The sequence below is a fragment of the Cellvibrio sp. 25HG11W-0 genome, assembly GCF_057815475.1.
On record NZ_CM174230.1, the window covers coordinates 2,451,510 to 2,471,945 of the forward strand.

21 protein-coding genes and 2 tRNA genes are annotated in these 20,436 nt (G+C 44.0%); 7 read left to right on the forward strand and 16 right to left on the reverse strand.

Annotated features, from left to right (window positions below):
• Positions 1–147: 147 nt before the first annotated feature.
• From AC0KUT_RS10255 to msrQ, 3 genes are all read left to right on the forward strand, one after another.
• A complete protein-coding gene (locus tag AC0KUT_RS10255; protein WP_488829797.1) occupies positions 148–774 on the forward strand; it encodes a hypothetical protein in 627 nt (208 codons plus the stop codon).
• A 138-nt stretch (positions 775–912) separates the two neighbouring features.
• Entirely contained in the window at positions 913–1,929 is a 1,017-nt protein-coding gene (msrP, locus tag AC0KUT_RS10260; protein WP_488829798.1) for a protein-methionine-sulfoxide reductase catalytic subunit MsrP, read from the forward strand.
• 48 nt (positions 1,930–1,977) lie between these two features.
• Positions 1,978–2,583: a protein-methionine-sulfoxide reductase heme-binding subunit MsrQ gene (gene msrQ, locus AC0KUT_RS10265; protein ID WP_488829799.1), complete on the forward strand. Its 606-nt coding sequence runs from the start codon at positions 1,978–1,980 to the stop codon at positions 2,581–2,583.
• A gap of 15 nt (positions 2,584–2,598) precedes the next feature.
• Here msrQ and AC0KUT_RS10270 read toward each other — a convergent pair whose 3' ends face one another.
• The 5 genes from AC0KUT_RS10270 to earP all read right to left on the reverse strand — a co-directional run bounded on the left by AC0KUT_RS10270 (position 2,599) and on the right by earP (position 7,490).
• Complete coding sequence (locus AC0KUT_RS10270; protein ID WP_488829800.1) at positions 2,599–3,084, reverse strand: nuclear transport factor 2 family protein; 486 nt, start codon at positions 3,082–3,084, stop codon at positions 2,599–2,601.
• 102 nt (positions 3,085–3,186) lie between these two features.
• Positions 3,187–4,395: an IS256 family transposase gene (locus AC0KUT_RS10275; RefSeq protein ID WP_488829801.1), complete on the reverse strand. Its 1,209-nt coding sequence runs from the start codon at positions 4,393–4,395 to the stop codon at positions 3,187–3,189.
• A gap of 39 nt (positions 4,396–4,434) precedes the next feature.
• Entirely contained in the window at positions 4,435–5,490 is a 1,056-nt protein-coding gene (locus tag AC0KUT_RS10280; protein WP_488829802.1) for a tetratricopeptide repeat protein, read from the reverse strand.
• 221 nt (positions 5,491–5,711) lie between these two features.
• Positions 5,712–6,278, reverse strand: a complete 567-nt coding sequence (efp, locus tag AC0KUT_RS10285; protein ID WP_488829803.1) for an elongation factor P — start codon at positions 6,276–6,278, stop codon at positions 5,712–5,714.
• 39 nt (positions 6,279–6,317) lie between these two features.
• Positions 6,318–7,490: an elongation factor P maturation arginine rhamnosyltransferase EarP gene (gene earP / locus AC0KUT_RS10290; RefSeq protein WP_488829804.1), complete on the reverse strand. Its 1,173-nt coding sequence runs from the start codon at positions 7,488–7,490 to the stop codon at positions 6,318–6,320.
• Between the two features lie 72 nt (positions 7,491–7,562).
• On the opposite strand from earP, the gene AC0KUT_RS10295 reads away from it, so the two are divergent.
• Positions 7,563–8,108, forward strand: coding sequence for a DUF2058 domain-containing protein (locus tag AC0KUT_RS10295; RefSeq protein ID WP_488829805.1), 546 nt, complete (start codon positions 7,563–7,565; stop codon positions 8,106–8,108).
• A 440-nt stretch (positions 8,109–8,548) separates the two neighbouring features.
• Here the strand turns inward: AC0KUT_RS10295 and AC0KUT_RS10300 are convergent, their stop codons facing one another.
• Positions 8,549–10,378, reverse strand: a complete 1,830-nt coding sequence (locus tag AC0KUT_RS10300; RefSeq protein WP_488835710.1) for an ABC transporter ATP-binding protein — start codon at positions 10,376–10,378, stop codon at positions 8,549–8,551.
• Between the two features lie 208 nt (positions 10,379–10,586).
• Here AC0KUT_RS10300 and AC0KUT_RS10305 point away from each other — a divergent pair, with 208 nt between their 5' ends.
• Positions 10,587–10,982, forward strand: coding sequence for a hypothetical protein (locus AC0KUT_RS10305; RefSeq protein WP_488829806.1), 396 nt, complete (start codon positions 10,587–10,589; stop codon positions 10,980–10,982).
• Positions 10,983–10,995: 13 nt separating this feature from the next.
• Entirely contained in the window at positions 10,996–11,517 is a 522-nt protein-coding gene (locus tag AC0KUT_RS10310; protein WP_488829807.1) for a hypothetical protein, read from the forward strand.
• 70 nt (positions 11,518–11,587) lie between these two features.
• On the opposite strand, the gene AC0KUT_RS10315 is transcribed toward AC0KUT_RS10310, so the two are convergent.
• Both AC0KUT_RS10315 and AC0KUT_RS10320 read right to left on the reverse strand, forming a co-directional pair.
• Complete coding sequence (locus AC0KUT_RS10315) at positions 11,588–12,613, reverse strand: DUF6976 family protein (protein WP_488829808.1); 1,026 nt, start codon at positions 12,611–12,613, stop codon at positions 11,588–11,590.
• A gap of 26 nt (positions 12,614–12,639) precedes the next feature.
• Positions 12,640–13,896, reverse strand: coding sequence for a hypothetical protein (locus AC0KUT_RS10320; protein ID WP_488829809.1), 1,257 nt, complete (start codon positions 13,894–13,896; stop codon positions 12,640–12,642).
• 545 nt (positions 13,897–14,441) lie between these two features.
• Between AC0KUT_RS10320 and AC0KUT_RS10325 the strand changes: the two genes are divergently transcribed.
• A complete protein-coding gene (locus AC0KUT_RS10325; RefSeq protein WP_488829810.1) occupies positions 14,442–15,461 on the forward strand; it encodes an acetylating acetaldehyde dehydrogenase in 1,020 nt (339 codons plus the stop codon).
• A gap of 74 nt (positions 15,462–15,535) precedes the next feature.
• Here AC0KUT_RS10325 and AC0KUT_RS10330 read toward each other — a convergent pair.
• The 8 genes from AC0KUT_RS10330 to folD form a co-directional block, all read right to left on the reverse strand.
• Positions 15,536–15,611, reverse strand: a tRNA-Asn gene (locus AC0KUT_RS10330).
• A 26-nt stretch (positions 15,612–15,637) separates the two neighbouring features.
• Positions 15,638–15,919 (reverse strand): pyrimidine/purine nucleoside phosphorylase, encoded by a 282-nt coding sequence (ppnP, locus tag AC0KUT_RS10335; RefSeq protein WP_488829811.1) that lies wholly within the window; start codon positions 15,917–15,919, stop codon positions 15,638–15,640.
• 115 nt (positions 15,920–16,034) lie between these two features.
• Positions 16,035–16,110: transfer RNA gene (locus AC0KUT_RS10340), tRNA-Asn, on the reverse strand.
• Positions 16,111–16,357: 247 nt separating this feature from the next.
• Complete coding sequence (locus tag AC0KUT_RS10345) at positions 16,358–17,467, reverse strand: methyltransferase (protein WP_488829812.1); 1,110 nt, start codon at positions 17,465–17,467, stop codon at positions 16,358–16,360.
• Between the two features lies 1 nt (position 17,468).
• Positions 17,469–18,158 (reverse strand): 16S rRNA pseudouridine(516) synthase RsuA, encoded by a 690-nt coding sequence (rsuA, locus tag AC0KUT_RS10350; RefSeq protein ID WP_488829813.1) that lies wholly within the window; start codon positions 18,156–18,158, stop codon positions 17,469–17,471.
• The gene (locus tag AC0KUT_RS10355) at positions 18,149–18,973 is read right to left on the reverse strand and encodes a tRNA pseudouridine(65) synthase TruC (protein WP_488829814.1); all 825 of its coding nucleotides are present in this window, start codon (positions 18,971–18,973) and stop codon (positions 18,149–18,151) included. The genes rsuA and AC0KUT_RS10355 overlap by 10 nt, the downstream gene beginning before the upstream one ends.
• 95 nt (positions 18,974–19,068) lie before the next feature.
• Positions 19,069–19,383, reverse strand: coding sequence for a hypothetical protein (locus tag AC0KUT_RS10360; RefSeq protein ID WP_488829815.1), 315 nt, complete (start codon positions 19,381–19,383; stop codon positions 19,069–19,071).
• A gap of 103 nt (positions 19,384–19,486) precedes the next feature.
• On the reverse strand, positions 19,487–20,332 hold the full coding sequence (gene folD / locus AC0KUT_RS10365; RefSeq protein ID WP_488829816.1) for a bifunctional methylenetetrahydrofolate dehydrogenase/methenyltetrahydrofolate cyclohydrolase FolD: 846 nt from the start codon (positions 20,330–20,332) through the stop codon (positions 19,487–19,489).
• Between the last annotated feature and the right edge of the window lie 104 nt (positions 20,333–20,436).

A 20,436-nucleotide genomic window follows, 5' to 3' on the forward strand; every position in this document is an offset into this window, starting at 1 on the left:
CCTTTTTGTTTTGCCTTGGCCGAAAGCTACTATGAGCAAATTTACTGTGAGCTTGAGGTAAAAGCTCAAACCAAAAGTTTGCCCTCATTTCAGCAATTCAGGAAAAATAGTGAACAGGTGCAGGCATTGCTTATAAAGCGATTGGCTATGCGTAATAACATTAAATTGCCCTTACCTAGGCTATCATCTTTAATTGAGCCAACTAAGCTCTCTACCGAGTCGACAGAGGGCGCTGGTGCGGCCGTTGAACAGAGTGCTTCCATGAATCCACGTGGCGTTTCCTACAATGAACTATCACCAATAGAAGTTGCCTCAGGAGATCTTGCTACATGTGTTTTGATGACTAAAACTATCGAGTGTGGCAGCAGTATTTACAGATTGCTCGGCAATAGAGCTAATTCACATTTGGCACCTGATGCGTTAATGGCTCAAAATCTTATGGCATTACCCGAATTTCAAGGGCAGAATCAAGCGGAGTATCTCATTGCTGCTTACCGCCAATATATTGAAAAAATGCATGCAATAGGTTTAGCCGGTGTCACTATGACTTACGGAAAATTTACTTACCTATTTAAAGATGTAGAAGTTAAGGGGTTAAATTTTTCACAGCGTTTCGAAAAAATGTATAGTTTTTTGAAGAAAGATAAGGCCACTATGGGTGTGAGCGAGGCAGTTGTGATGCCATCGGGCTTGAACCCAGTTGATTGCCAAAACTTAACTGCAACGAGAATAGTGTGTGCACTGGCGGGCAGGAATTATATTTTTGGGCGTTAAATTTAAAATTGATGTCTAGGTGCTGTAACAAATACTGCAGTGATGAATCTGCTTCTTATGAGCTATTGATACCTGTGCACCTAAGGCTCCTATGATTTTACAGCATAGGTATAGGTTGATTAAATTAATGAGGCTTATATGTTGATCAAAAAATCTAGCGACATTGCATCATCGGAAATTACACCTGAAGCTATTTATCAGGCACGCCGCGATTTTATGCGAGATCTTGCCTTTGGTGCCGCAGGTATGACGGCTGTTGGTGCCTTAGGGGTAGCGCCAAATTTGTATGCGGCACCAAGCCAAATTGCCGAGCAACAGGTTAATGGCCCTATATGGCTGAAAACGCAAATAGCATCGGCCAAGGCCAATAGCGAAAAAGTTATAGAAACATTAACACCTTTTGAACATGTCACAAGCTATAACAATTTTTATGAGTTTGGTTATGACAAGGCTGACCCAGCGGCTAAAGCTGGGTCGTTTAAACCTTATCCCTGGCAAGTGGAAATAGCGGGTGAGGTGGCCAAACCAGGTAAATATCATTTAGAGGATCTATTAAAAGGGCTTGAGTTAGAAGAGCGTATTTATAGGTTGCGCTGTGTTGAAGCTTGGTCGATGGTCATTCCTTGGGTTGGCTTTTCACTTGCGGAGCTCATCAAGCGCTTTGAGCCCACAGCGGATGCCAAGTACGTGGTTTTTACGAGCCTGGAAGATCCTGCACAATTCCCAGCGCAAAAGAGTGCTTTCAGTACTATTGATTGGCCCTACCGCGAAGGCTTGCGCATGGATGAGGCTATTAACCCGCTTAGCTTTATGGCGGTGGGTTTGTATGGCAAAGTATTACCAAATCAAAACGGGGCGCCTCTACGTCTCGTGGTACCTTGGAAATACGGTTTTAAAAGTGCCAAATCCATTGTAAAAATTGAATTTGTAAAAAAACTTCCGAAGACCACGTGGAATATGATTGCGCCGCAAGAATATGGTTTTTACGCAAATGTGAATCCTCAGGTGGATCACCCTCGCTGGAGTCAGGCGGAAGAGCGGCGCTTGCCCAGCGGATTGTTTAAACCCAATATTATTCCCACGAAAATGTTCAATGGCTATGCTGAGCAGGTGGCGCATCTCTATAAAGGTATGGACCTGAAAAAGTACTATTGATATTTTTTGTTGTGTATTTATCCAACGTTTTTTTCTGGCGATTCCCCTATGGCTGTAATGTGGCGAAGAGTATTAATTTTTTGTGCCTCTCTTATTCCTATCGTTTGGTTGGTTTATCAAGTATTGGGGAGCCAGTTAAGCGCGGATCCTGCAAAGACAATCGTTTTATATACGGGTGAGTGGACGATATATTTTTTATTTTTAACCTTGGCGGTAACGCCTTTAAGGCGCCTTATTAATAACGATTACCTGCAGTTTCGTTGGCTACAAACCCATAGGCGCATGTTGGGCCTGTTTGTTTTATTTTATGCGTTGCTACATGTGTGTGCCTATTTTTTGTTTATTCTCGGTGGTGATATATCGCGATTTGGGGCTGAGTTGGTAAAGCGTCCCTATATTTTAGTCTCTATGCCGGCTGTATTTCTCCTAATCCTCCTTGCCGTCACTTCTACCCAACGGATGATGCGCCGACTAGGTAAGCACTGGCTGAAATTACATAAAGGTATTTACTTAATTGCTATTTTGGCCTGGGTTCATGTTTTTTGGCAGTTGCGTTCTAGCTATTTTGATGCGGTATTATTCGGTAGTATTATTTTATTGCTCTTGGGTTCGCGTCTGTATTGGTACTTGATAAAGTATTCATCCAAGGCGTAATACGTTTTGCCGATGTTATTTCATCATTGGGTCCCAGTGTTCTGTGATTTTTCCATCCTCAATGCGAAACATGTCGAACCACGTCGTGGTGTAGGTTGCCCCTTTCTTTGTTGGATCTGGCTTTTCGCGCACAAAACTTAAAATAACGATATCTCCTTCCGCCACAATATTGACGAGTGGAGCATTGATTCTATCTACTATTGGTTGTGGTTTTTTAAGGGCTGAGAAAAAGTCGATAAAGGCTTTGCGCCCAGTGGCTACGTTTGGATTGTGTTGTATATAATTTTCACTCATATATTTAGGTGCTAACTCCATATGACCGGCTTCAAATACCTCGCGCCAAAAATTGTAAACTAATTGTTTGTTTGCCGCGAGTAGTGGGTCATCGCTGCTCAGTAGAGCTTTATGGTTGAAATTGGCTTGAACACGCTCTTGTGCATGTAGGTTTAGGGACAAGAGCGTTGCACTTAGAAGAATGATCTGTTTCATAAATTTGTACATGAATGTTGGCCCTAGCTGTTTGTTGTCGGTAAGTGAGAATAACTATTGAGTAATATTGTCCCGTTTAATGGGAGCCTGTAAATACTTCTGTGTAACTGCCGGTTACTGATAATCGCTCAAGCGTTCATCAAAGACAATCATAAAGTGGTTCAATGCTGCGCGCCAATTTCGAATTGGCATTGTCCACTTTTTAGCCGCATCTTGAATCGCCAAATAAATAACTTTTTTCGCAGAATCATCGGTCGGAAATAACTTCCGTTTTTTGATGGCTTGGCGAATGACGCTGTTCAGGGATTCAATCGCATTCGTCGTGTAAATCGCACGCCGAATGTCTTCAGGATATTGGAATAGCGTGCGCAGGTTCGCCCAATGCGTGTGCCAGCAGCGACTGATCTGCGGGTACTTGTCATCCCAGCGCTCGCCTAGTTGCTCCAGCGCCAAAAGCGCCTCTTCTTCGGTCACGGATTGGTATATCCGCTTCAAGTCAGTGGTTACGGCCTTGTAGTCCTTCCAAGGCACATATCTCACCGAATTGCGCACCATGTGCACCACGCACAGCTGGATTTGGGTTTGCGGATAGACGGCAGTGATGGCGTCAGGAAAGCCTTTGAGACCATCAACACAGGCAATCAAGATGTCACGCACACCGCGATTCTGAAGTTCGGTTAGTACTCCAAGCCAGAATTTGGCGCCTTCATTTTCTGATAACCATAGGCCCAGCAACTCTTTTTGGCCGTCCATAGTAACGCCCAACGCCAGGTAAATCGCTTTGTTGATTACCTGCTTATCCTGCCGGATTTTCACCACAATACAGTCCAAATAGACAATCGGATAGACCGCATCTAGCGGGCGCGATTGCCATTCAATCACTTGCTCAATCACCGCATCGGTGACTTTGGAGATCAATGTGGGTGATACGTCAGCACCATACATTTCTTTAAAGGTTGCGACGATTTCACGGGTTGTCATGCCCTTGGCGTAGAGGCTCAGAATCTTGTCATCCATGGAGGTAAAGCGAGTTTGATGCTTCTTCACCAGTTGCGGCTCAAAACTGCCCTCACGATCCCGCGGGGTATTGAGCTGGAATTCACCTTCTTCCGTTTTCAGTGTTTTAGTGGTGTGCCCATTGCGGCTATTGGAGGCGGTGGATTTCTGGTGCTTCTCATAGCCAAGATGGGCGTCCAGCTCACCGTTGAGGGCAGCCTCTACGGCGACTTTGGTCAGCATCTGGGTGAAATTACTCAGATCTTTTTCGGTTTTCAGGTGCATTGCCGCTTCGCGGGCAAAGGCTTCAAGGTCTTTTGGGTTCATACTGTTTATCCTTCCCTTCGGAGGGTTAATGATAAACAGTTACACAGATTTAATTACAGTCTCTTTAATGGCGCGCTCAAACTGCAGGGTAAATTCTTTATTCTGTTGGTAGTTTTGTTTTTTTATTCTTGTTACTTCGCGCTGATATGCTGGTAAATTCCCGATTGTTTTATAGGCTTTAGCGAGGCTCCATATTCCCCAAAAATAATGGATATCTGCAGGGTTTTTAGCTTGTCGATTGTATTCTTCAAGTAGACTAACGGCTTGATTAAGATCTTGTTTTTGAGCTAACAATATTTCTCCTTCCTGCAGATAGCTATCCATGTACATCCAATACTCCTCGAAGTTGGTGTTGGGTGTAAGTTCAAGTTCGCGAAGTTTCCTGAGTGCTGCGAGTGCTTTCAGATAATTTTTATTGTCGCGGTAGAGGCGAGCGCAGGTATAGGCTCCCTCAATGGTTTGCTGTTCGCGTAGGCTCATTTGTTCGAGTAGTTGCATGGCTTTTTGTTTTTTGCCCTGTGCTAAGTAACGTTTGGCATTGATGCTATCTGCGCGGTTAGGGTCTAGCATCGTTAATATTAAAAGCTTTTCCTTTGCTTTATCATCACTGCCTCCGACTATAGCAGGGGCTTGAAGATAGTATTTAATCGCTGCTGTAAGAGCGGAGGTATTATTGGGTTCTGTAGCGATTGCCTGCTCATATGCGGCAATACATTGCTTGGCATAGTTCATGGCTTTAAAAATGGAAGCTTCTTGCGCTTGTTGGCATAACATATCTCCTTCCAATACCCATTCATTGGCTGCATCAGGTTTTATTTCTTTAGCAAGCTTTAGATACTCTTTTGCTTTCTCTCTGTTACCTAAGCGAAGCTGTATCAGACTTAAATAGTAATATGCTTGGTTTTGATACTCTGGGGCTTTACTTAGCGCACTGAACGCTTTTTCTGCTGGCTCGTTTAGGTTTTGATTAAATTCCGCTATAGCTTGATTGAGAGGGGTATCGAGAGCGATTTTGACATCGGCAAACGCGTGAAGGGACGCTGCGCAGATTGAAAGTATTATGAACTGGTGTAATGTGAGTAATAAATGTTTCATTGTTTGTCCTTAATTTTTTTAGCTTCAGTTGGAGCTATAGACAAAGAATTAGTTCATTTAAGTACTGCTCGACTGCTGGCTGAGTGACTTTAGTCAGATATGCGGTGGCAGTTAATTAGGCAGGTATACGGTGGCAATTAAAGAGGTAAAAAGTTAGAGGGGTGAGGGGTAAGATAAAGGAAGTCTAGCGACCAGTGCTGGCCGCTAGATTCGAGTAAATATTAGTCTTTAGCGCGAGACTTGTATTCACCGGTGCGGGTGTCGATGATAATTTTATCGCCGATTTCCACAAATGCAGAAACTTGCAGTTCGTGACCATTGGTCAAGCGCGCAGGCTTCATAACTTTGCCTGAGGTGTCGCCACGCACAGATGGCTCAGTGTATACCACTTCGCGAACTACTGAGTTTGGCGGAGTAATTGAAATAACTTTACCATCAAAGAATACAGCTTCACACACGTCTTCCATGCCGTCTTCAATGTAAGGGCCCATATCGCCCAACTCATCAGATGTCAGCTCATACTGCTCGTAATCGCTATCAACGAAAACGTACATTGGATCTGCGTAGTAGGAATAGGTTACTTCTTTGCGATCCAGAATAATGTCTTCGAACTTGTCGTCGGCTTTATATGGGGTTTCAGTCAAGTAACCGTTTAGCAGGTTTTTTAATTTGGTTTTTACAACAGCAGTGTTACGACCTGAGCGGCTTATTTCTGCTTTTTGAATTAACCAAGGTTGACCGTCGATGTTGATTACATGACCGGCACGCAATTCTTGTCCTGTTTTCATGATAAATCTCTATATTGGGTGAATAAATTCGGCGCGCTACTATAGCGTTTTTTGGCAAAATTGCACCATGTTTGAGGCTAAATCACCCAAAGATTTGAGATGATTTACCCAGATTTTGTCATGTTGAGCCCAGTTTTGTCGTTGATCTAGGAGGCTTTTCCATGCCTGTGTGCAGTCGTTACCCAGATTCCAGTGTCGATTGAGCGCCTTAATCGCCTCAGCAATGGCTGTAGGCTCTGCACCTGCGTATCTTTCCAAGAAGGCTTCTAGCTTCTCTAGGTGAGCATTATCATCCTGCGGATATATATGCCATATCAACGGTTTTTCTGCCCACTGAGCGCGTACAAAGGAGTCTTCACCGCGCACAAAGTTTAGATCGCAGGCCCAAAGTAGGCGGTCATAGTCTTGCTGCTGTAAAAATGGAATAATGATAAGTTCCAGATTTCCCAGCGTGATATTTTTTTGTTGCACGCCAATTTCTTCGAAATTTATGGAGTTAGGCGCAAATTTCTTAAGATAAGTGGTAATGCTATTGAGGATCTTTCCTTGAGGAATAAAGCAAATAATGGGATTGGGAGCGCTTTGCCAAGTCTGTAACAGCGAGCCTATTCCGGGGTTTTCATACGCAAAAATCGAAATGTAAAGAGCATCGACGGGGCAGTTATATCCAGCCAATTGGGCTCGCCAAGCGTGCAATCTGTGGTTGTTTTGAGTAAATCTGTCACGTTCACTCAGTAGGTGTTGTTCGCGTATTAGGCCGCCAGTTTTGGTGCTAAAGCCGGGGAAAAACCAGGTTTTACTCAGGCCAGTTTGTGGATCTAATGCAGTAAGCCCATGGCAGCCCTCGACCCATTCCTCCGCGCTTAAGTATTCGAGGTTGAACCATTGGGTTAGCTTGCCCAGCTGTTTTTGCTGAGCCATAGCAGCAATGTATTTCTGCGGGAGATTACAGGCAAAGGCTTCAATCACGACATTGGCAGGCACAATACTGCTTGAAAACGATTCGGGCCACTCGCATATCTCCACGCCAGCTATGTTTTGCTGAGGGAGGATTTTGGCATTGGGGCATATAGCGACCAGGGCGGCAAGCTCATCAACCCAGAGGCGAACATTTATTGGGTGTTCGGTTGCTAATTGGCGAGCGAGTCGCCAGCAAACACCTATATCACCGTAGTTATCGACAACGCGACAAAAAATATCCCAAGTCTTCATAGTTTGGCTTCGTGGGCAGGGCTAAAAAAGGGTAATATTATGCGCAATATCTTCTTATTCAGGTAAATATTTATGGCATCTCTGCAAGATCAGCTGCTTAAGGCCGGGTTGGCTGATAATAAAAAAGCAAAACAGGTCAATAAAGAAAAGCGTAAAGAGACGAATGTCGCGCGCCGCTCAGCGGAGCCTGTTGTGGATGAGGTTAAGCAATCGGTAGAGCAGGCGCGTTTAGAAAAGCTTGAGCGCGATCGCGAGCTTAATCGCAAGCGAGAGGCAGAAATACAACAAAAAGCCATAGCTGCACAAATTAAACAGCTCATTGAAAATCATCGTCAAGCGAAAGATTCCGGCAAAGGTGATGTTGAGTATAACTTCACTGATGGCAAAGTAATCAAAAAAATGCGAGTGTCTGCCTTGGTGCAAGAGCAGGTTGTACGCGGTGTGTTGGCTGTAGTGAAGTTGGGCGAAAGTTATGAGTTGGTACCGCGAGTCGTTGCAGATAAAATTGCGCAGCGCGATGAAAAGGCTATAGTTGTCGCAAATGTTAAAACGCAACTGCAAGCGGATGAGGATGATCCCTACAAAGACTATGTAATTCCTGATGATCTGATGTGGTAATTGCCGTGCGCAACCCCGTTCGTATTATTTGTCAAAGCCAATCACCGCGTGGCGTAAAAGTTATAGCCTTGAGTTTATTGTTGGTCTTGACTTGCGCGGCCCCTTTTATGATTTACAGCCTGTTGGTTCCAGGTGATGATGCCATTTTTTTGAGTTGGCTTTTGGCTGGAGGGGCTGTTGTGGGGCACATGGGTTTTTTGGTCGGGATGGTGTTATTGATTCTAGATCTTTATTTTCCTAAACATTAGAGCCAATATTTTCCATATTATTCTGCTTTAAAAATGCTGACTTCTTTGGCTGCATTTTTATTTTTCATTACGTGCAATCTTAATAATCCAATTTAGGGGCAGGGAGCCTATTAATTAAGCTATGGAGCCTGTGAAACACTTACTTGTTCGGATGTTGTAAGTGTTTATTGGCGGTTGCTTGGAAGAAAGCTGTTAGAAATCACCTAAAAAGCCGCCAGACTGATGAGCCCATAATTGTGCATAAACGCCACCTTGTTCAATTAATTGCGTGTGGGTTCCCTGTTCAATAATTTGGCCTTTGTCTAACACAATTAAGCGATCCAGTGCGGCTATGGTGGACAGCCTGTGAGCTATTGCTATAACCGTTTTGCCTTGCATAAGTGTATTTAAGTTGGTTTGAATCGCAGCCTCTACCTCAGAATCAAGCGCAGAGGTGGCTTCATCCATTATTAATATAGGGGCATTTTTAATCAGTACACGCGCTATGGCGATACGTTGACGTTGACCTCCTGATAACTTCACACCGCGCTCGCCTACATGAGCGTCATATCCAGTACGTCCTTGGTTATCATTTAATGACAAAATAAATTCATGGGCTTCTGCTTGTTTTGCTGCGCGAATCATTTCTTCATCTGTGGCATTGGGTTTACCGTAGACAAGGTTGTCACGAATAGATCTGTGCAGTAGTGATGTGTCTTGAGTCACCATTCCCACATGTGCGCGTAAACTTTCTTGTTGAACCTGCGCAATATTTTGTCCGTCTACCAATATTTCGCCTTGCTCTACATCATAAAAACGCAACAATAAATTTACCAAGGTTGATTTTCCTGCGCCGGAACGCCCTACCAAACCAATTTTTTCTCCTGCTTGAATGTGTAGGTCAAAAGAATTCATTAGACCGCTTTCTTTACCGTAATTAAAACGCACCTGTTTAAATTCAATACTGCCGTGATTGGCGATGAGTTTGGGAGCATCTGTAGAGTCTTGTACCTCACGTTTTATCGATAAGGTGTTTAAGCCATCGCGCGCGGTACCGATGTTTTCAAAAAGCGCAGAGACTTCCCACATAATCCATTGTGCCATACCATTCAAGCGCAGCACTAAGCCGATGGCTGCAGCGATGGCACCTGTTGTGATCGCAAGATTTGACCAGAGCCAAATGGAGACAGCGGCAACAGCGAAAATAAGGAAAGCATTGATTGTCCAGACTCCGCTGCTAAGTAAGGTGGCTAGGCGCATTTGTGGGTGTACGCTGCCGAGAAAATTTTCCATGCCTTGCTTGGCGTAATCTGCTTCGCGCTGAGAGTGTGAAAATAGTTTCACTGTGGATATATTAGTGTAGGTGTCGACTAACCGTCCGGTCATGTCTGAGCGGGCATCCGCTTGCCGCGCTGAAATTTTGGCTAGGCGGGGTAAGAAATAATAGAGTAGCCCTGCATATGCAATTATCCACGCAACTAACGGCAGTGCTAAGCGATAGTCCAGCGAAATGGCGAGCGCGAGTATACCGGTAAAATAGACAATTACATAAAGCATGACATCCAGCAGTTTCATGATGGTTTCACGCACGGCGAGTGCAGTTTGCATCACTTTGGTCGCTATGCGCCCAGCAAATTCATTTTGATAAAATTGGTAGCTTTGTCCCAACAAATAGCGATGTGCCTGCCAGCGGACGCGCATGGGGAAATTGCCGAGCAGCGTTTGATGCATAAAAAGTGAATGCACGAAGACTGCTAGGGGGAGGGCGATAACGACAATAAAGCCCATCCATATGAGCTCGTTATTTGTTTCTTTCCAAAAAGTCGCAGGAGTGTGCTGATTGAGCTTATCTACGAGTTCACCTAGAAACCCGAACAGCGAGACTTCCATAATGGCAATCAGTCCCGTTAAAAGCGCCATAGCAATCAAATAAGGCTCAGCCCCTATGGCGTAATGCCGACAAAATGCATAAAGCGTTTTTGGTGGTTCTTGCGGCGCTTGGTGAGGAAAAGGGTTGATTAAACTTTCAAAAAAACGAAACATGAATAATTCACTGCTTAAAAAATAGTCGCTCATTCTATCATTTTTAAAACTGCTGCGGGTGTAACCAAATGTTAAGCAAGCTGCTAATATGCTTTGCTTTGGCTTAGCTTAATAAGGGCTTTTGGTCGATTGTTATGTGGATGTAACATGAATATGTGTAGAGTTTTTAGTGAGTTAAGTCGGTAGTAAGTAATTAATAAAGGTGTAAATGATGAGAAATGCATTGGTGGTTTTTGGTGCGGGTTGTTTGGGTGGTTTAGCTATGTGTGTGGTCATGTGGCTATTTTCACAATACGGTATTAATCACTCGCTAGGCGTGCGCCTGAGTGGATCAGTTGCGCCTCAATGGATGTATCCACGAATTGTGTGGGGCGGTTTATGGGGATTATTGTTTTTACTGCCTATTTTTGCAGGGAATTTAATGGCACGTAGTTTTGTCATTTGTCTATTTCCAACACTTATTCAGTTATTTGTTTTTTATCCCTACTATGAGGGGAAGGGCGTAGCAGGGTTGTCGTTAGGCATGCTAACACCATTTTTAGTTTTGTTTTTTTATTGGGTGTGGGCTTTGGCTACGGCTATTTGTTTGCGCTTAGCGAAATAAGTGAGGCGAGTAAATGAACCTAATTAAAGTGATTGTTTTTAGTGGGTTGTGTTGGTGCTCGTTAGGGCTTAATGCGCAGTTGTTGCCGAATAATACACAGCTTAGTACGCAATCTGTTGAGCGGTGGATGCAGTCCAGTCGCGCTATGGCTGAGGTAATACAGGCACTAGATGGGATGACCTCTTCTGCAGAGGCATTAGCAGTATTCGACGCACTATCAGCTTCAGAGCAGGATGCAAAAATTTCAGCATATTTACAGCAGCGGAATTTATTGGAAACAGCTCAGGCTGTTACGCAACAATATGGATGGAAATCAGTTGGAGAGTATATGCGCCTAGGCTCAAAGTTAGGCAATGCAATTGCGGCATATTTTTTATTAGATGATTTGGACAATTTAACTGAAGATCAAGCTAAGGCCTTACGCGAGAAGGCCGATCCGGCGGTCTTGGCAGTGTCCAAAGCGGATGTAGCATTTGTTAAAGCCAATGAAAAGCCTCTTCAGCAATATATTAAAGCCTATGCTGCTGGTCGTTAACTTGTTTTCTTTTTACCCAAGAAAAAACGCTTTTCGCGTGCTCTCTTGGGTTTATGTATTTGGCTGGGGGTTATTTACCGTCAGTTAGGCTTAAATAAACGAGTGTTTGATTTAAAAGCTGATAGGCGACTTCACCAAAAGTAATTGGGCCAGTTAGATCACGTGTCTTTTTACCATCAAGTTCTGAATAGAGGTAGTTCAAAATACAATTACAGGAGAATGCGATGTTGTCATTGGTGGTTCCCGGCAACATTTTATTAAAGCCCTCTATGTAATTAGGAACGGGGGTGGCAAATTTGTAGGTTACATCGGCAAATACGGGAGCGTAGAGAGCTACGCGGTGTTCTGCTTCAATCACTTCTTGAATACTGACGTTAATGAGTACGCCAGAATAATTGGCGACTAAGGGTAGGCGCGTGTCTATATTTTCGCGTTTAACATAGTCTGCAAGATTGCCAGGCTCACCATTTATCGTACATTCGCTAACGTTGAATCCTGTGGTGGAAAATTTTATTTCTGGGCCATTACCCTGACTAAACAGGTTAATAATATTGATGTTGGCCAATTGTTGCTCGGGCATAGGGATGTGCATGGCAACAGCTTGTTGATCGAAGAGCATGCCATTAGCTGGCCCAAAACCAATTTTTGCGTTGCGCTTTCCTAAGTCGTCGAGATGTACTCCTGAAATCCAACCGATAATAGGTGAGAAATACATGTTGGGAAAATCGGGTGCATTTTGCGCATAGCTTAAATGCACATCTGATTGAGCGGGTAAAATCACAATGGTGAATCCATGCTCGGGCGCTTCTTGTGCAATTCGATTAATTGAGTTTGCATCGTAAAGTGTAATGCGCGGTGCGCGGTTGGGACTTATCCCTTGAAGCGTATTTACAAAGATGCTCTTGCGATCTGCTTTGCCGCCATCCTCCGTCATAAAGTAGGGGATAGTACCTGCAATCCAGTTACCCGCAGGGAGATTAGCAAGAACGTCTTCATCCGCTGCTATGACTAGATATTCACCACGAGTAATTTTTGCAATTAACTCTTCGCGGCTAACCAATGCGCTGTTGATGCTGATGCCGGCATCTTGTGACATGAAGTGACTCCTTAATTAATTCGGTCTTAATGTGCGTGGCTTATGCGTATCACTTGACGCATTTCTTCTTGCATAAAGCGTTGGTTGTGATTGATGAAGTCGCGTACGCGACGTGCAGCATTGAGTTCAACGGTGGGGTCGGGGTTCATTAATAGCTGCGAACGCAAATTCGAGAGAAGTAGTTTATAGGCCATATGTGAGCTGGGTATAAATGCATCATCTTTTAAAATGCGCTGCCAAATTTGATGTTGTTCATTAGGGAGCGTGAACTGTCGTTCTTCTGGCGCATTCATTAGTTTGTTGATAAGAACGAGTTCAGCTTTTAGAGAGCGGGCATTTTTCCGGAAAAACTCTCGAACGGAGTTAAGTACAACTAAGCGGGTGTTATTGTCGCTGCTATTTTGAAACGCATGGCGACTGCGCACTAAAAATAAATTAAGCGGCATATTGCCAGAGTTTAAATTTACTTTATCCGTAATTATTTTTAACCAAATGCTATTTTTGAGTGCGGGCAAAACGAGTTTTAGCGCACTACTGCGGCGCTCTTCAACGGCCTTCTTTTGGGTTGAGAGTGCGCAAATTTGACTGTATTCAGCATCGAGTGAATTCACATGAGCAATAAAGTATTTTCGCAATTCACTGATGGACTCCTTTATTTTGTGTTCATTTTGGCTATCAAAAAAGGTTAATTTTAGTTTCGATAGCAAAAGCTTCAAGGAGAACATTTGTGTTTTAAGGTGAAGTTTATCGGTGATGATTCTTTCCCAGATAGGATCTGCTTCCGTGGGGAGATAGGTGGCTAACCTATAAGAGTCGGGAGTTTTTTCTATATCTGTTAGGATCTCATCGACTAGATTTAGATCAAGTTTATACATATTTGCAATAGCTTCGCGATTGAGTCCGCGAATTTGCGCGAGTGATACTTGCTGACGTAGAAGGTGGGTGTAATTTCGATTCATTCCTCCTAAAAAGTGAGGTTGTACAAGCGCTTCGCGGCTAATTCCAATTGGGCTTGTTGTCTGATCAAAATGTGAAGAGCTTATATAACAGGTGTAATAGCCGAGGCTTATGTGTTGCCAGCGTTTGCTTTTTTCTGAGTGTGTGATTTTGTCAGCAGTATTACCGGAACTTTTTGAGAAAAAAGAAAAGCGAGAGGACTCAGATGCATAGCTGAGTTCGAGTTGAATGATTTGACTTTTTTCATCTATGACAACTTCCTGTATGGACCATGGCGCATTAATCCCCATAATGGCCTCAAAATAGGTTTTGGGTTGTTTAACCACTTTATGCTCCTTTGAAAGCCAGGAAGATTACCTAAAAGCATTACGCGACTAGGTTCGGAAATCCACATTTATATTTATAGTCGGTTAATCCCCATCTCTCACACTTAAGTTAATGCAATAAGTGAGTTGCCTCACAATTCCTTTCAATTATATTGATGGGGGCTGGATTATGACGAGCTACTTGATCAATGAAAAGATTTATTAACAGAGGCTAAAAATATTTTGTCGCATAAAGTTCTTTTAGATTAAAAACCACTCGCCAAGTCAGTTAAATTCTATTGAGAGGCTATTTAAGCGTCACAATGTGAGCTTAGGTGTCAATGCTTTTCGTGTATGTTTTTAGTCGATTATTAACTGTAGTAAATTTTTTTTATTTCATAATTTTTTTTTGATGGAATAACCTAAAAATGAGAGGTGCATCTAGAATTTTTCAAAAAACAGTATTAAGCAATTGCGTTATATGGAATTGTATTGCTTATGAAGTATTGTAAGTGTCGCGCAGTTCTCTTTTCAGGTTAATGAAATAATTTTACAAGGGAAAAATTATGCAGTTCATTAAACAGTTTTTTGGTGCAGCTAATTCTTCAGCAAGTAAGTCTGTTTCCGTAACGAATCAGTCTACTAGTTGCTTAAGGGTAGGAATTCTTGGGACGGGAAAAATTGGCACCGATCTGCTTGTTAAAATTCAACGTTCTCCATTTTTGGAGTGCGTAATTTTTTCTGGTAGAAACGTTGATTCGGAAGGTATGCGTTACGCAAAAAATTTAGGTGTGCCTTTATCTGACCAAGGCATTCAGGCATTTTACAATGAAGACTATGCTTGCGATATCGTTTTTGATGCTACATCGGCAGCACACCATCTATTACATGCACAGGTTTTTGAAAAGCTGAGAATCTTCGCAATTGATATGACACCATCGCAAATTGGCGAGTGTTGTGTGCCGGCCTTAGGGATGGTCGATGTTCGTCAACATCGAAATGTAAGTATGATTTCCTGTGGGGGGCAAGCGTCAATCCCTGTTGCTCAGGTATTGAGTCGGGTGATACCTAATATTAGCCAGATAGCGGTTAAGTCTATTGTGTCGACAAACTCCATAGGCCCCGGCACTTTAGCGAATATTGATGAATATTATCAAAATACTAAAGCAGGGCTGTTTAAATATACTCAGGTTGGAGACTTGGCCGTTGAGCTTTGTGTTGACGAGATTAACCTTGAGACACCGATGCTTACGAGTGTGACGGCGCATTGCTCCTTTGTTGATATGGATAATTTAATTGAAGCTTTAAATGCTATGCTAGAGCGCGTTCGCTGCTATGTGCCAGGGTATAAATTAGTGGCGGAGCCTGTGCGCCTACATGATGGCGTGAGGGTTGATATTTGTGTTGAAGGCTTGGGAGATTATTTGCCTAAGTATGCCGGTAATTTGGATATTATTAACTGTGCGGCAATAGCGGTGGCTGAGGAGTATGCCCGTATTCAATTGCGCCAGCGTCAGTTTGTACCCATACAGGCTCAATCCGATTCTATTTTTGAGCGCTTAGTAGGTTATAGGTCTGTAGGTTAGTTTTTTTAGAATGTCTATTGTCGGGGCATTGGCAATAAAAAAGGCCACATTTACTGTGGCCTTTTTGCGTTATGTGGCTCCGCCTGCTGGACTCGAACCAGCGACCCAATGATTAACAGTCATTTGCTCTACCGACTGAGCTAAGGCGGATTGGTGAATCTTAACTTTAAAAATTATTACTCGTAACAGCAGAGGTAAGAGGTTTCTACATCTGCACTGACTTTAAAGCGTTGATTGGCCTCTACGATAAATGTTTGGCCCTGTTTAAAAGTTTCTGCGGAAGTGCTTCCGGGTAAAATAACAGTTAGGCTACCGCTAACTACGGTCATGTATTCTTTTTGGTTGGTGCCAAATTCGTAATCACCTTTTGCCATAACGCCAATAGTGGCGGGCAGGGTTTCGGTTTGAAATGCGATAGATTTAACCGCGCCTTCGAAATATTCGTTTACTTTAAACATGCTCAATCTCCGCAATAAACACCCAATACTCGGTAGGCGTGAACTATAAATCTTGTTGCTTCGGTATATTTGAAGCATAAAAAAAGCTGCATAAATGCAGCCTTTTTACTTTGTTTGGCTCCGCCTGCTGGACTCGAACCAGCGACCCAATGATTAACAGTCATTTGCTCTACCGACTGAGCTAAGGCGGATCGGTGACTTCCTCTCTGGAAGTGGGCGCATAATATAGCTGGAATTTTAGTTGGTCAACACTTTTCTATAAAAAAATCATGCATATAGCGCTATTAGGTTATTAATAATCCAGTCTGTATTTGCTGTGGTCAACCTGTAAAAATTTTGACTTTCATCCAATTGTGTTGAGCTTTACTTCACGCGTTGCTCGGTTTGAAATTTGGGCTCCGCTTTCAGTTGTTATGATTTATTGGAGGGCGCCGACTTTCATTGATGGGAGAGGCGAATAACTTTAAAGCTACCGTTATCGGCCAGTGTTGTGATTTGCGCAAATCTCCCTGCTGCTTTACGCTCAAGCGGTATAAATTGATTAACCACAAAAATTGCTGTTCCTTGTGCGCTTAATAGTCGCTGGGCGGCAGCGAGAAACTTGTCAGTTAAATCACCGCTTTGACTAAAACCCAGATGAAAAGGGGGGTTGCAGAGAATCAAATCAACCTTGAGTTGTAGCTTATCTGCACAATCGGTAGCAGTTATCTCCGCATTGAGCCCATTACACTGGGCATTGTGCGTTGCAGCCCTGAGTGCTGCAGCGTTATTGTCAGTCATGTGCCAGTGCTCTATGGTGCCGCAGGCATCAAGCTGAGCCGCTGCGAGGCTCAGGTAGCCATAACCACAGCCGAGGTCGAGACAGCTCCTTGGGGGCTGAGACCAGCTTGAAAATAAGCCTGGAAGTTGTTCGATCAAAAAAGCGCTGCCCTGATCAATCTTATTCCAGCCAAATAAGCCAGGCTTGGTGTCTATGTGGGGCAAATTGACGGATAAATTTGTTGATTCAGGTGTTTTGGTTGATGCGGTGTTGAGCGCGCGCAACACCTTGTAGTTGTTGTCATCAAGTCGCATTGTTGCGTCGTAGGGGTTTTGCTTATTTAGTGTCGCATTGTAAGCGGTTGTGTTTTTTTGAATATTCTTGCTACAGCCTAATAGCTTGGCAGTTTTTTCAATGTAGGTTTTTATCCCTTCATTTTTATGTCCAGATAACAAGAGCTTGCCTTGTGGTTTGAGGCAGCGCCAAGCTTCGTTGAGCACATGATGGACGATGGGCTTTTCTTTGGATACGCGATAGCAAACGTAATCTAGGCTTTCATCAGCTATTGGGGTCAAATCAAAATCACTGAATTCCGCATTGAAATTCAATTCTAGGGCCTCCTGATAAAGGTCCCAGCGATTGGTGATAAGTAATAATGTCTTTAGCAGCTCTCCAGTGGGAAGTGCGCCGGTTAGATTTTCATCGGTACACCATAGCCCGCAATTTTCTGACGCCGCTGTATAGTTAGGTATTTGGTTGACTAGCCAATTAAGTGCAAGATCTTGCATATTAAACTCGATTAATTTCGCTGAGTGTGAGGCTTCGGTATTGTCCAGGGCTTAGTGCTGGGTCTAGGTGAATATCCCCAATGCTTTCTCTGTGTAGCTGTGTGACGCGATTGCCCAGTGCGGCAAACATACGCTTAACCTGATGATATTTGCCTTCTTGAATAGTTAAGCGAGCTTTGTGACTGCTTAGTAATTCCAACTGGGCAGGTAGGGTTAGCTGTGGTTCGCCATTAAGTTGTACACCTGCCATAAATTCTGCAATCGCAGTGGTGGGTATGGGCTCAGTTGTCGTGAGCTGATAGACCTTGAGGCAGTGGCGACGTGGGGCGGTCACTCTGTGATTCCAGTCACCATCCTCTGTTAGGAGTACAAGGCCGGTGGTGTCTATATCGAGGCGCCCGACAATTTGCAAATTATGCTTGTGTGGCAAATCAATTAAATCAAGCACTGTGGGGTGTTCACTATCCTTATTAGCACATACGTAACCGATGGGTTTATGTAGCATGACATAGCGAATAGGCACGGGCGCTATAGCTGTGTCATTTAGTGTCACTAGCTCATCGCCGCGAATTTTCTGCTCGCCTTTCTTGGCAATGATGCCATCTACCGCAACTTGTTTTTGTTTAATGGCGATTTGAATACGAGAGCGAGAAAGTTCGCTGTTATCGCTGAGAAACTTGTCTAATCGCATGAGCTATTTATTCCTGGTGTTAGCCAATTTGAGGGTAGGGCGTTGCTCCAGCCAAACTGTATTATGGTGCTACGGAATGAGCAGCCCTGTTTGTTGAATTCGGGGTTCTCGAGTGCTGCAAGCTGGGATGTTTCACCAATTGGTGCCACGAGTTTGATAAATTCTCCGCTATAGGGGTGAATTAATTCAAGTTGGGTGGCGGCAAGTAACAGTCGGTGGCAATGAAATTGTTCTTGAAAGAAACGGTTGTGACGCCCCTTGCCGTGTTTCGCGTCGCCAATGATGGGGTGATTAATATGTTTGAGGTGTCGCCTCAATTGATGCTTACGTCCTGTTTGCGGCTGACACTCTACAAGTGAATAACGGCTGCAGGGGTATTTATCAACGGCAAATGGTAGCTCTATTTGTGCAAGCGTCTTGTATTTCGTGGCAGCAGGTTGCGCCGGTTTATTTTGGCGAGCCTTACTGTCGGTGTATTTGTCTTGTTCTTCCGTCAGTGGGTGATCAATGTGACCAGATGTAGGCGTGACGCCGCGAACTACTGCAACATAGTGCTTGGTGAGTTGGTGATGAAAAAATATATCGCCTAATTTTCGAGCGCAATCAGCATTGAGGGCAAAAAGTAAAACGCCTGAGGTTGGCTTGTCGAGGCGATGTACAGGAAAAACAGGCTGCCCAATTTGATCGCGCAGAAGCTGGACCGCAAAACGTGTTTCGTGGCGATCTATTTCGCTGCGATGAACCAATAAACCACTGGGTTTGTTGATGGCAATGAGCTGCGCGTCGCGATAAATAATAGGAAGGTAGTTGCTCATTGCGAGGGTGTCTATTGGTAAAAAATATTTGTAAAAAGAAAAGCCCGTATAAAGAAAAAGCAGGCCTAAGCCTGCTCGGTATTACTTTTGTAGATTTATTCTGCAGCTGCTTCTGTTTTTGATTGGTTGGGTTCGCTGGTGTTGCAGCTCCAACCCCACTGCGTTTGTTTTTCCGCAAACTCTGCTGCTTTAGTTTCGCAGGCGTCGGGTGTATTGGCGTAATTCCACAGTGTCTGGGTGTTGCCTTCTTTGGTGTAGTCAACGTGACACGGCAGTGCTTGTCCTTCGGTGTCATACACAACTTCAATCAGGCGTTCAGCGTTATTGAGTGTGCAGCTATAGCGTACATCTGCTAAGGCGGTACAGCTTAATGTGATAAGTCCAGCGGTTATTATGAGATGGTTGCGCATGTGCAGCTCCTTGAGTGACGTTCATTGACTTGCGAGACTTTCAATCTAAATTTACATCGATAAAACTGCCGCACCCAAAAAAATGAGCGCGTGCAGAGTTTGGTTAACTGATTTTTTTCTCACCTGAATCGACGGTTTGATAAATCAGCGTATTGATGGTCATGGGGCCTACGCCGCCAGGTACGGGAGTGTAGGCTGAAACACGATTTAACAGTGGTGCCAGTTCAATGTCACCTACGCCGCCAGGGTGGTAACCAGCATCGACCACAACGGCACCATCTTTAATCCATTCGGCTTTAATAAATTCAGGCTTGCCTACGGCGCCAACTAATATATCTGCTTGTCTAATAAGTTCAGGTAAGTTTTTTGTGCGCGAATGACAAATGGTGACGGTGGCATTCGCATTTAGCAGCATTAATGCCATTGGCTTGCCTAGAATTGGGCTGCGCCCTACGACCACGGCGTGTTTACCGCTCATTTCAATGTTGTAGGCTTCAAGTAGGCGCATTATGCCTTTTGGGGTTGCGCAGCCGTAGGCTTCTTCACCCATACTCATGCGACCAAAGCCAAGGCAGGTGACGCCGTCTACATCTTTTTCGGCGTTGATGGCGTCAAAGCAAAGTCGTTCGTCAATTTGATGTGGTACAGGATGCTGCAATAAAATTCCGTGAACGTTGGGGTTGCTGTTAAGTTCGTGAATTTTTGTAAGCAGTTCTTCGGTCGTAGTGGTGTCAGGCAGTTCGACCTTTAGTGATTCCATGCCAATGCGGCTGCAGGCATTGCCTTTCATTTTTACATAGGTCGCCGATGCAGGATCGGCGCCTACTAGAATAGTTGCCAAGATTGGAGTTTGTCCCTGACTTCGCGCTTTTAATGTTGCAACACGCAATGAAAGTTCTTGTTCTGTTTTTTCAGCAAGTGCTTTGCCGTCGAGTACCAGTGCAGACATGGGCGAAAATTACCTATTAGAGATATGAATGGTTGGCATTTTCCCATAGCCTGAAGCGGGAACCAAGCAGAATTCCTGAAAAGTGCTTTTGGAGTGAGGGGGGT

Bases quoted from the DNA above. Each gene is read 5' to 3' on its own strand.
- AC0KUT_RS10255 (WP_488829797.1), top strand. From the start codon at position 148: ATGCGTAATAACATTAAATTGCCCTTACCTAGGCTATCATCTTTAATT.
- ppnP (WP_488829811.1), bottom strand. From the start codon at position 15,919: ATGTTTAAAGTAAACGAATATTTCGAAGGCGCGGTTAAATCTATCGCA.
- earP (WP_488829804.1), bottom strand. From the start codon at position 7,490: ATGAAGACTTGGGATATTTTTTGTCGCGTTGTCGATAACTACGGTGAT.
- AC0KUT_RS10310 (WP_488829807.1), top strand. From the start codon at position 10,996: ATGAACCTAATTAAAGTGATTGTTTTTAGTGGGTTGTGTTGGTGCTCG.
- AC0KUT_RS10305 (WP_488829806.1), top strand. From the start codon at position 10,587: ATGATGAGAAATGCATTGGTGGTTTTTGGTGCGGGTTGTTTGGGTGGT.
- msrP (WP_488829798.1), top strand. From the start codon at position 913: ATGTTGATCAAAAAATCTAGCGACATTGCATCATCGGAAATTACACCT.
- rsuA (WP_488829813.1), bottom strand. From the start codon at position 18,158: ATGCGATTAGACAAGTTTCTCAGCGATAACAGCGAACTTTCTCGCTCT.
- AC0KUT_RS10295 (WP_488829805.1), top strand. From the start codon at position 7,563: ATGGCATCTCTGCAAGATCAGCTGCTTAAGGCCGGGTTGGCTGATAAT.
- msrQ (WP_488829799.1), top strand. From the start codon at position 1,978: ATGGCTGTAATGTGGCGAAGAGTATTAATTTTTTGTGCCTCTCTTATT.
- efp (WP_488829803.1), bottom strand. From the start codon at position 6,278: ATGAAAACAGGACAAGAATTGCGTGCCGGTCATGTAATCAACATCGAC.
- AC0KUT_RS10355 (WP_488829814.1), bottom strand. From the start codon at position 18,973: ATGAGCAACTACCTTCCTATTATTTATCGCGACGCGCAGCTCATTGCC.
- AC0KUT_RS10270 (WP_488829800.1), bottom strand. From the start codon at position 3,084: ATGTACAAATTTATGAAACAGATCATTCTTCTAAGTGCAACGCTCTTG.
- AC0KUT_RS10315 (WP_488829808.1), bottom strand. From the start codon at position 12,613: ATGTCACAAGATGCCGGCATCAGCATCAACAGCGCATTGGTTAGCCGC.
- AC0KUT_RS10325 (WP_488829810.1), top strand. From the start codon at position 14,442: ATGCAGTTCATTAAACAGTTTTTTGGTGCAGCTAATTCTTCAGCAAGT.
- AC0KUT_RS10345 (WP_488829812.1), bottom strand. From the start codon at position 17,467: ATGCAAGATCTTGCACTTAATTGGCTAGTCAACCAAATACCTAACTAT.
- AC0KUT_RS10275 (WP_488829801.1), bottom strand. From the start codon at position 4,395: ATGAACCCAAAAGACCTTGAAGCCTTTGCCCGCGAAGCGGCAATGCAC.
- folD (WP_488829816.1), bottom strand. From the start codon at position 20,332: ATGTCTGCACTGGTACTCGACGGCAAAGCACTTGCTGAAAAAACAGAA.
- AC0KUT_RS10280 (WP_488829802.1), bottom strand. From the start codon at position 5,490: ATGAAACATTTATTACTCACATTACACCAGTTCATAATACTTTCAATC.
- AC0KUT_RS10300 (WP_488835710.1), bottom strand. From the start codon at position 10,378: ATGTTTCGTTTTTTTGAAAGTTTAATCAACCCTTTTCCTCACCAAGCG.
- AC0KUT_RS10360 (WP_488829815.1), bottom strand. From the start codon at position 19,383: ATGCGCAACCATCTCATAATAACCGCTGGACTTATCACATTAAGCTGT.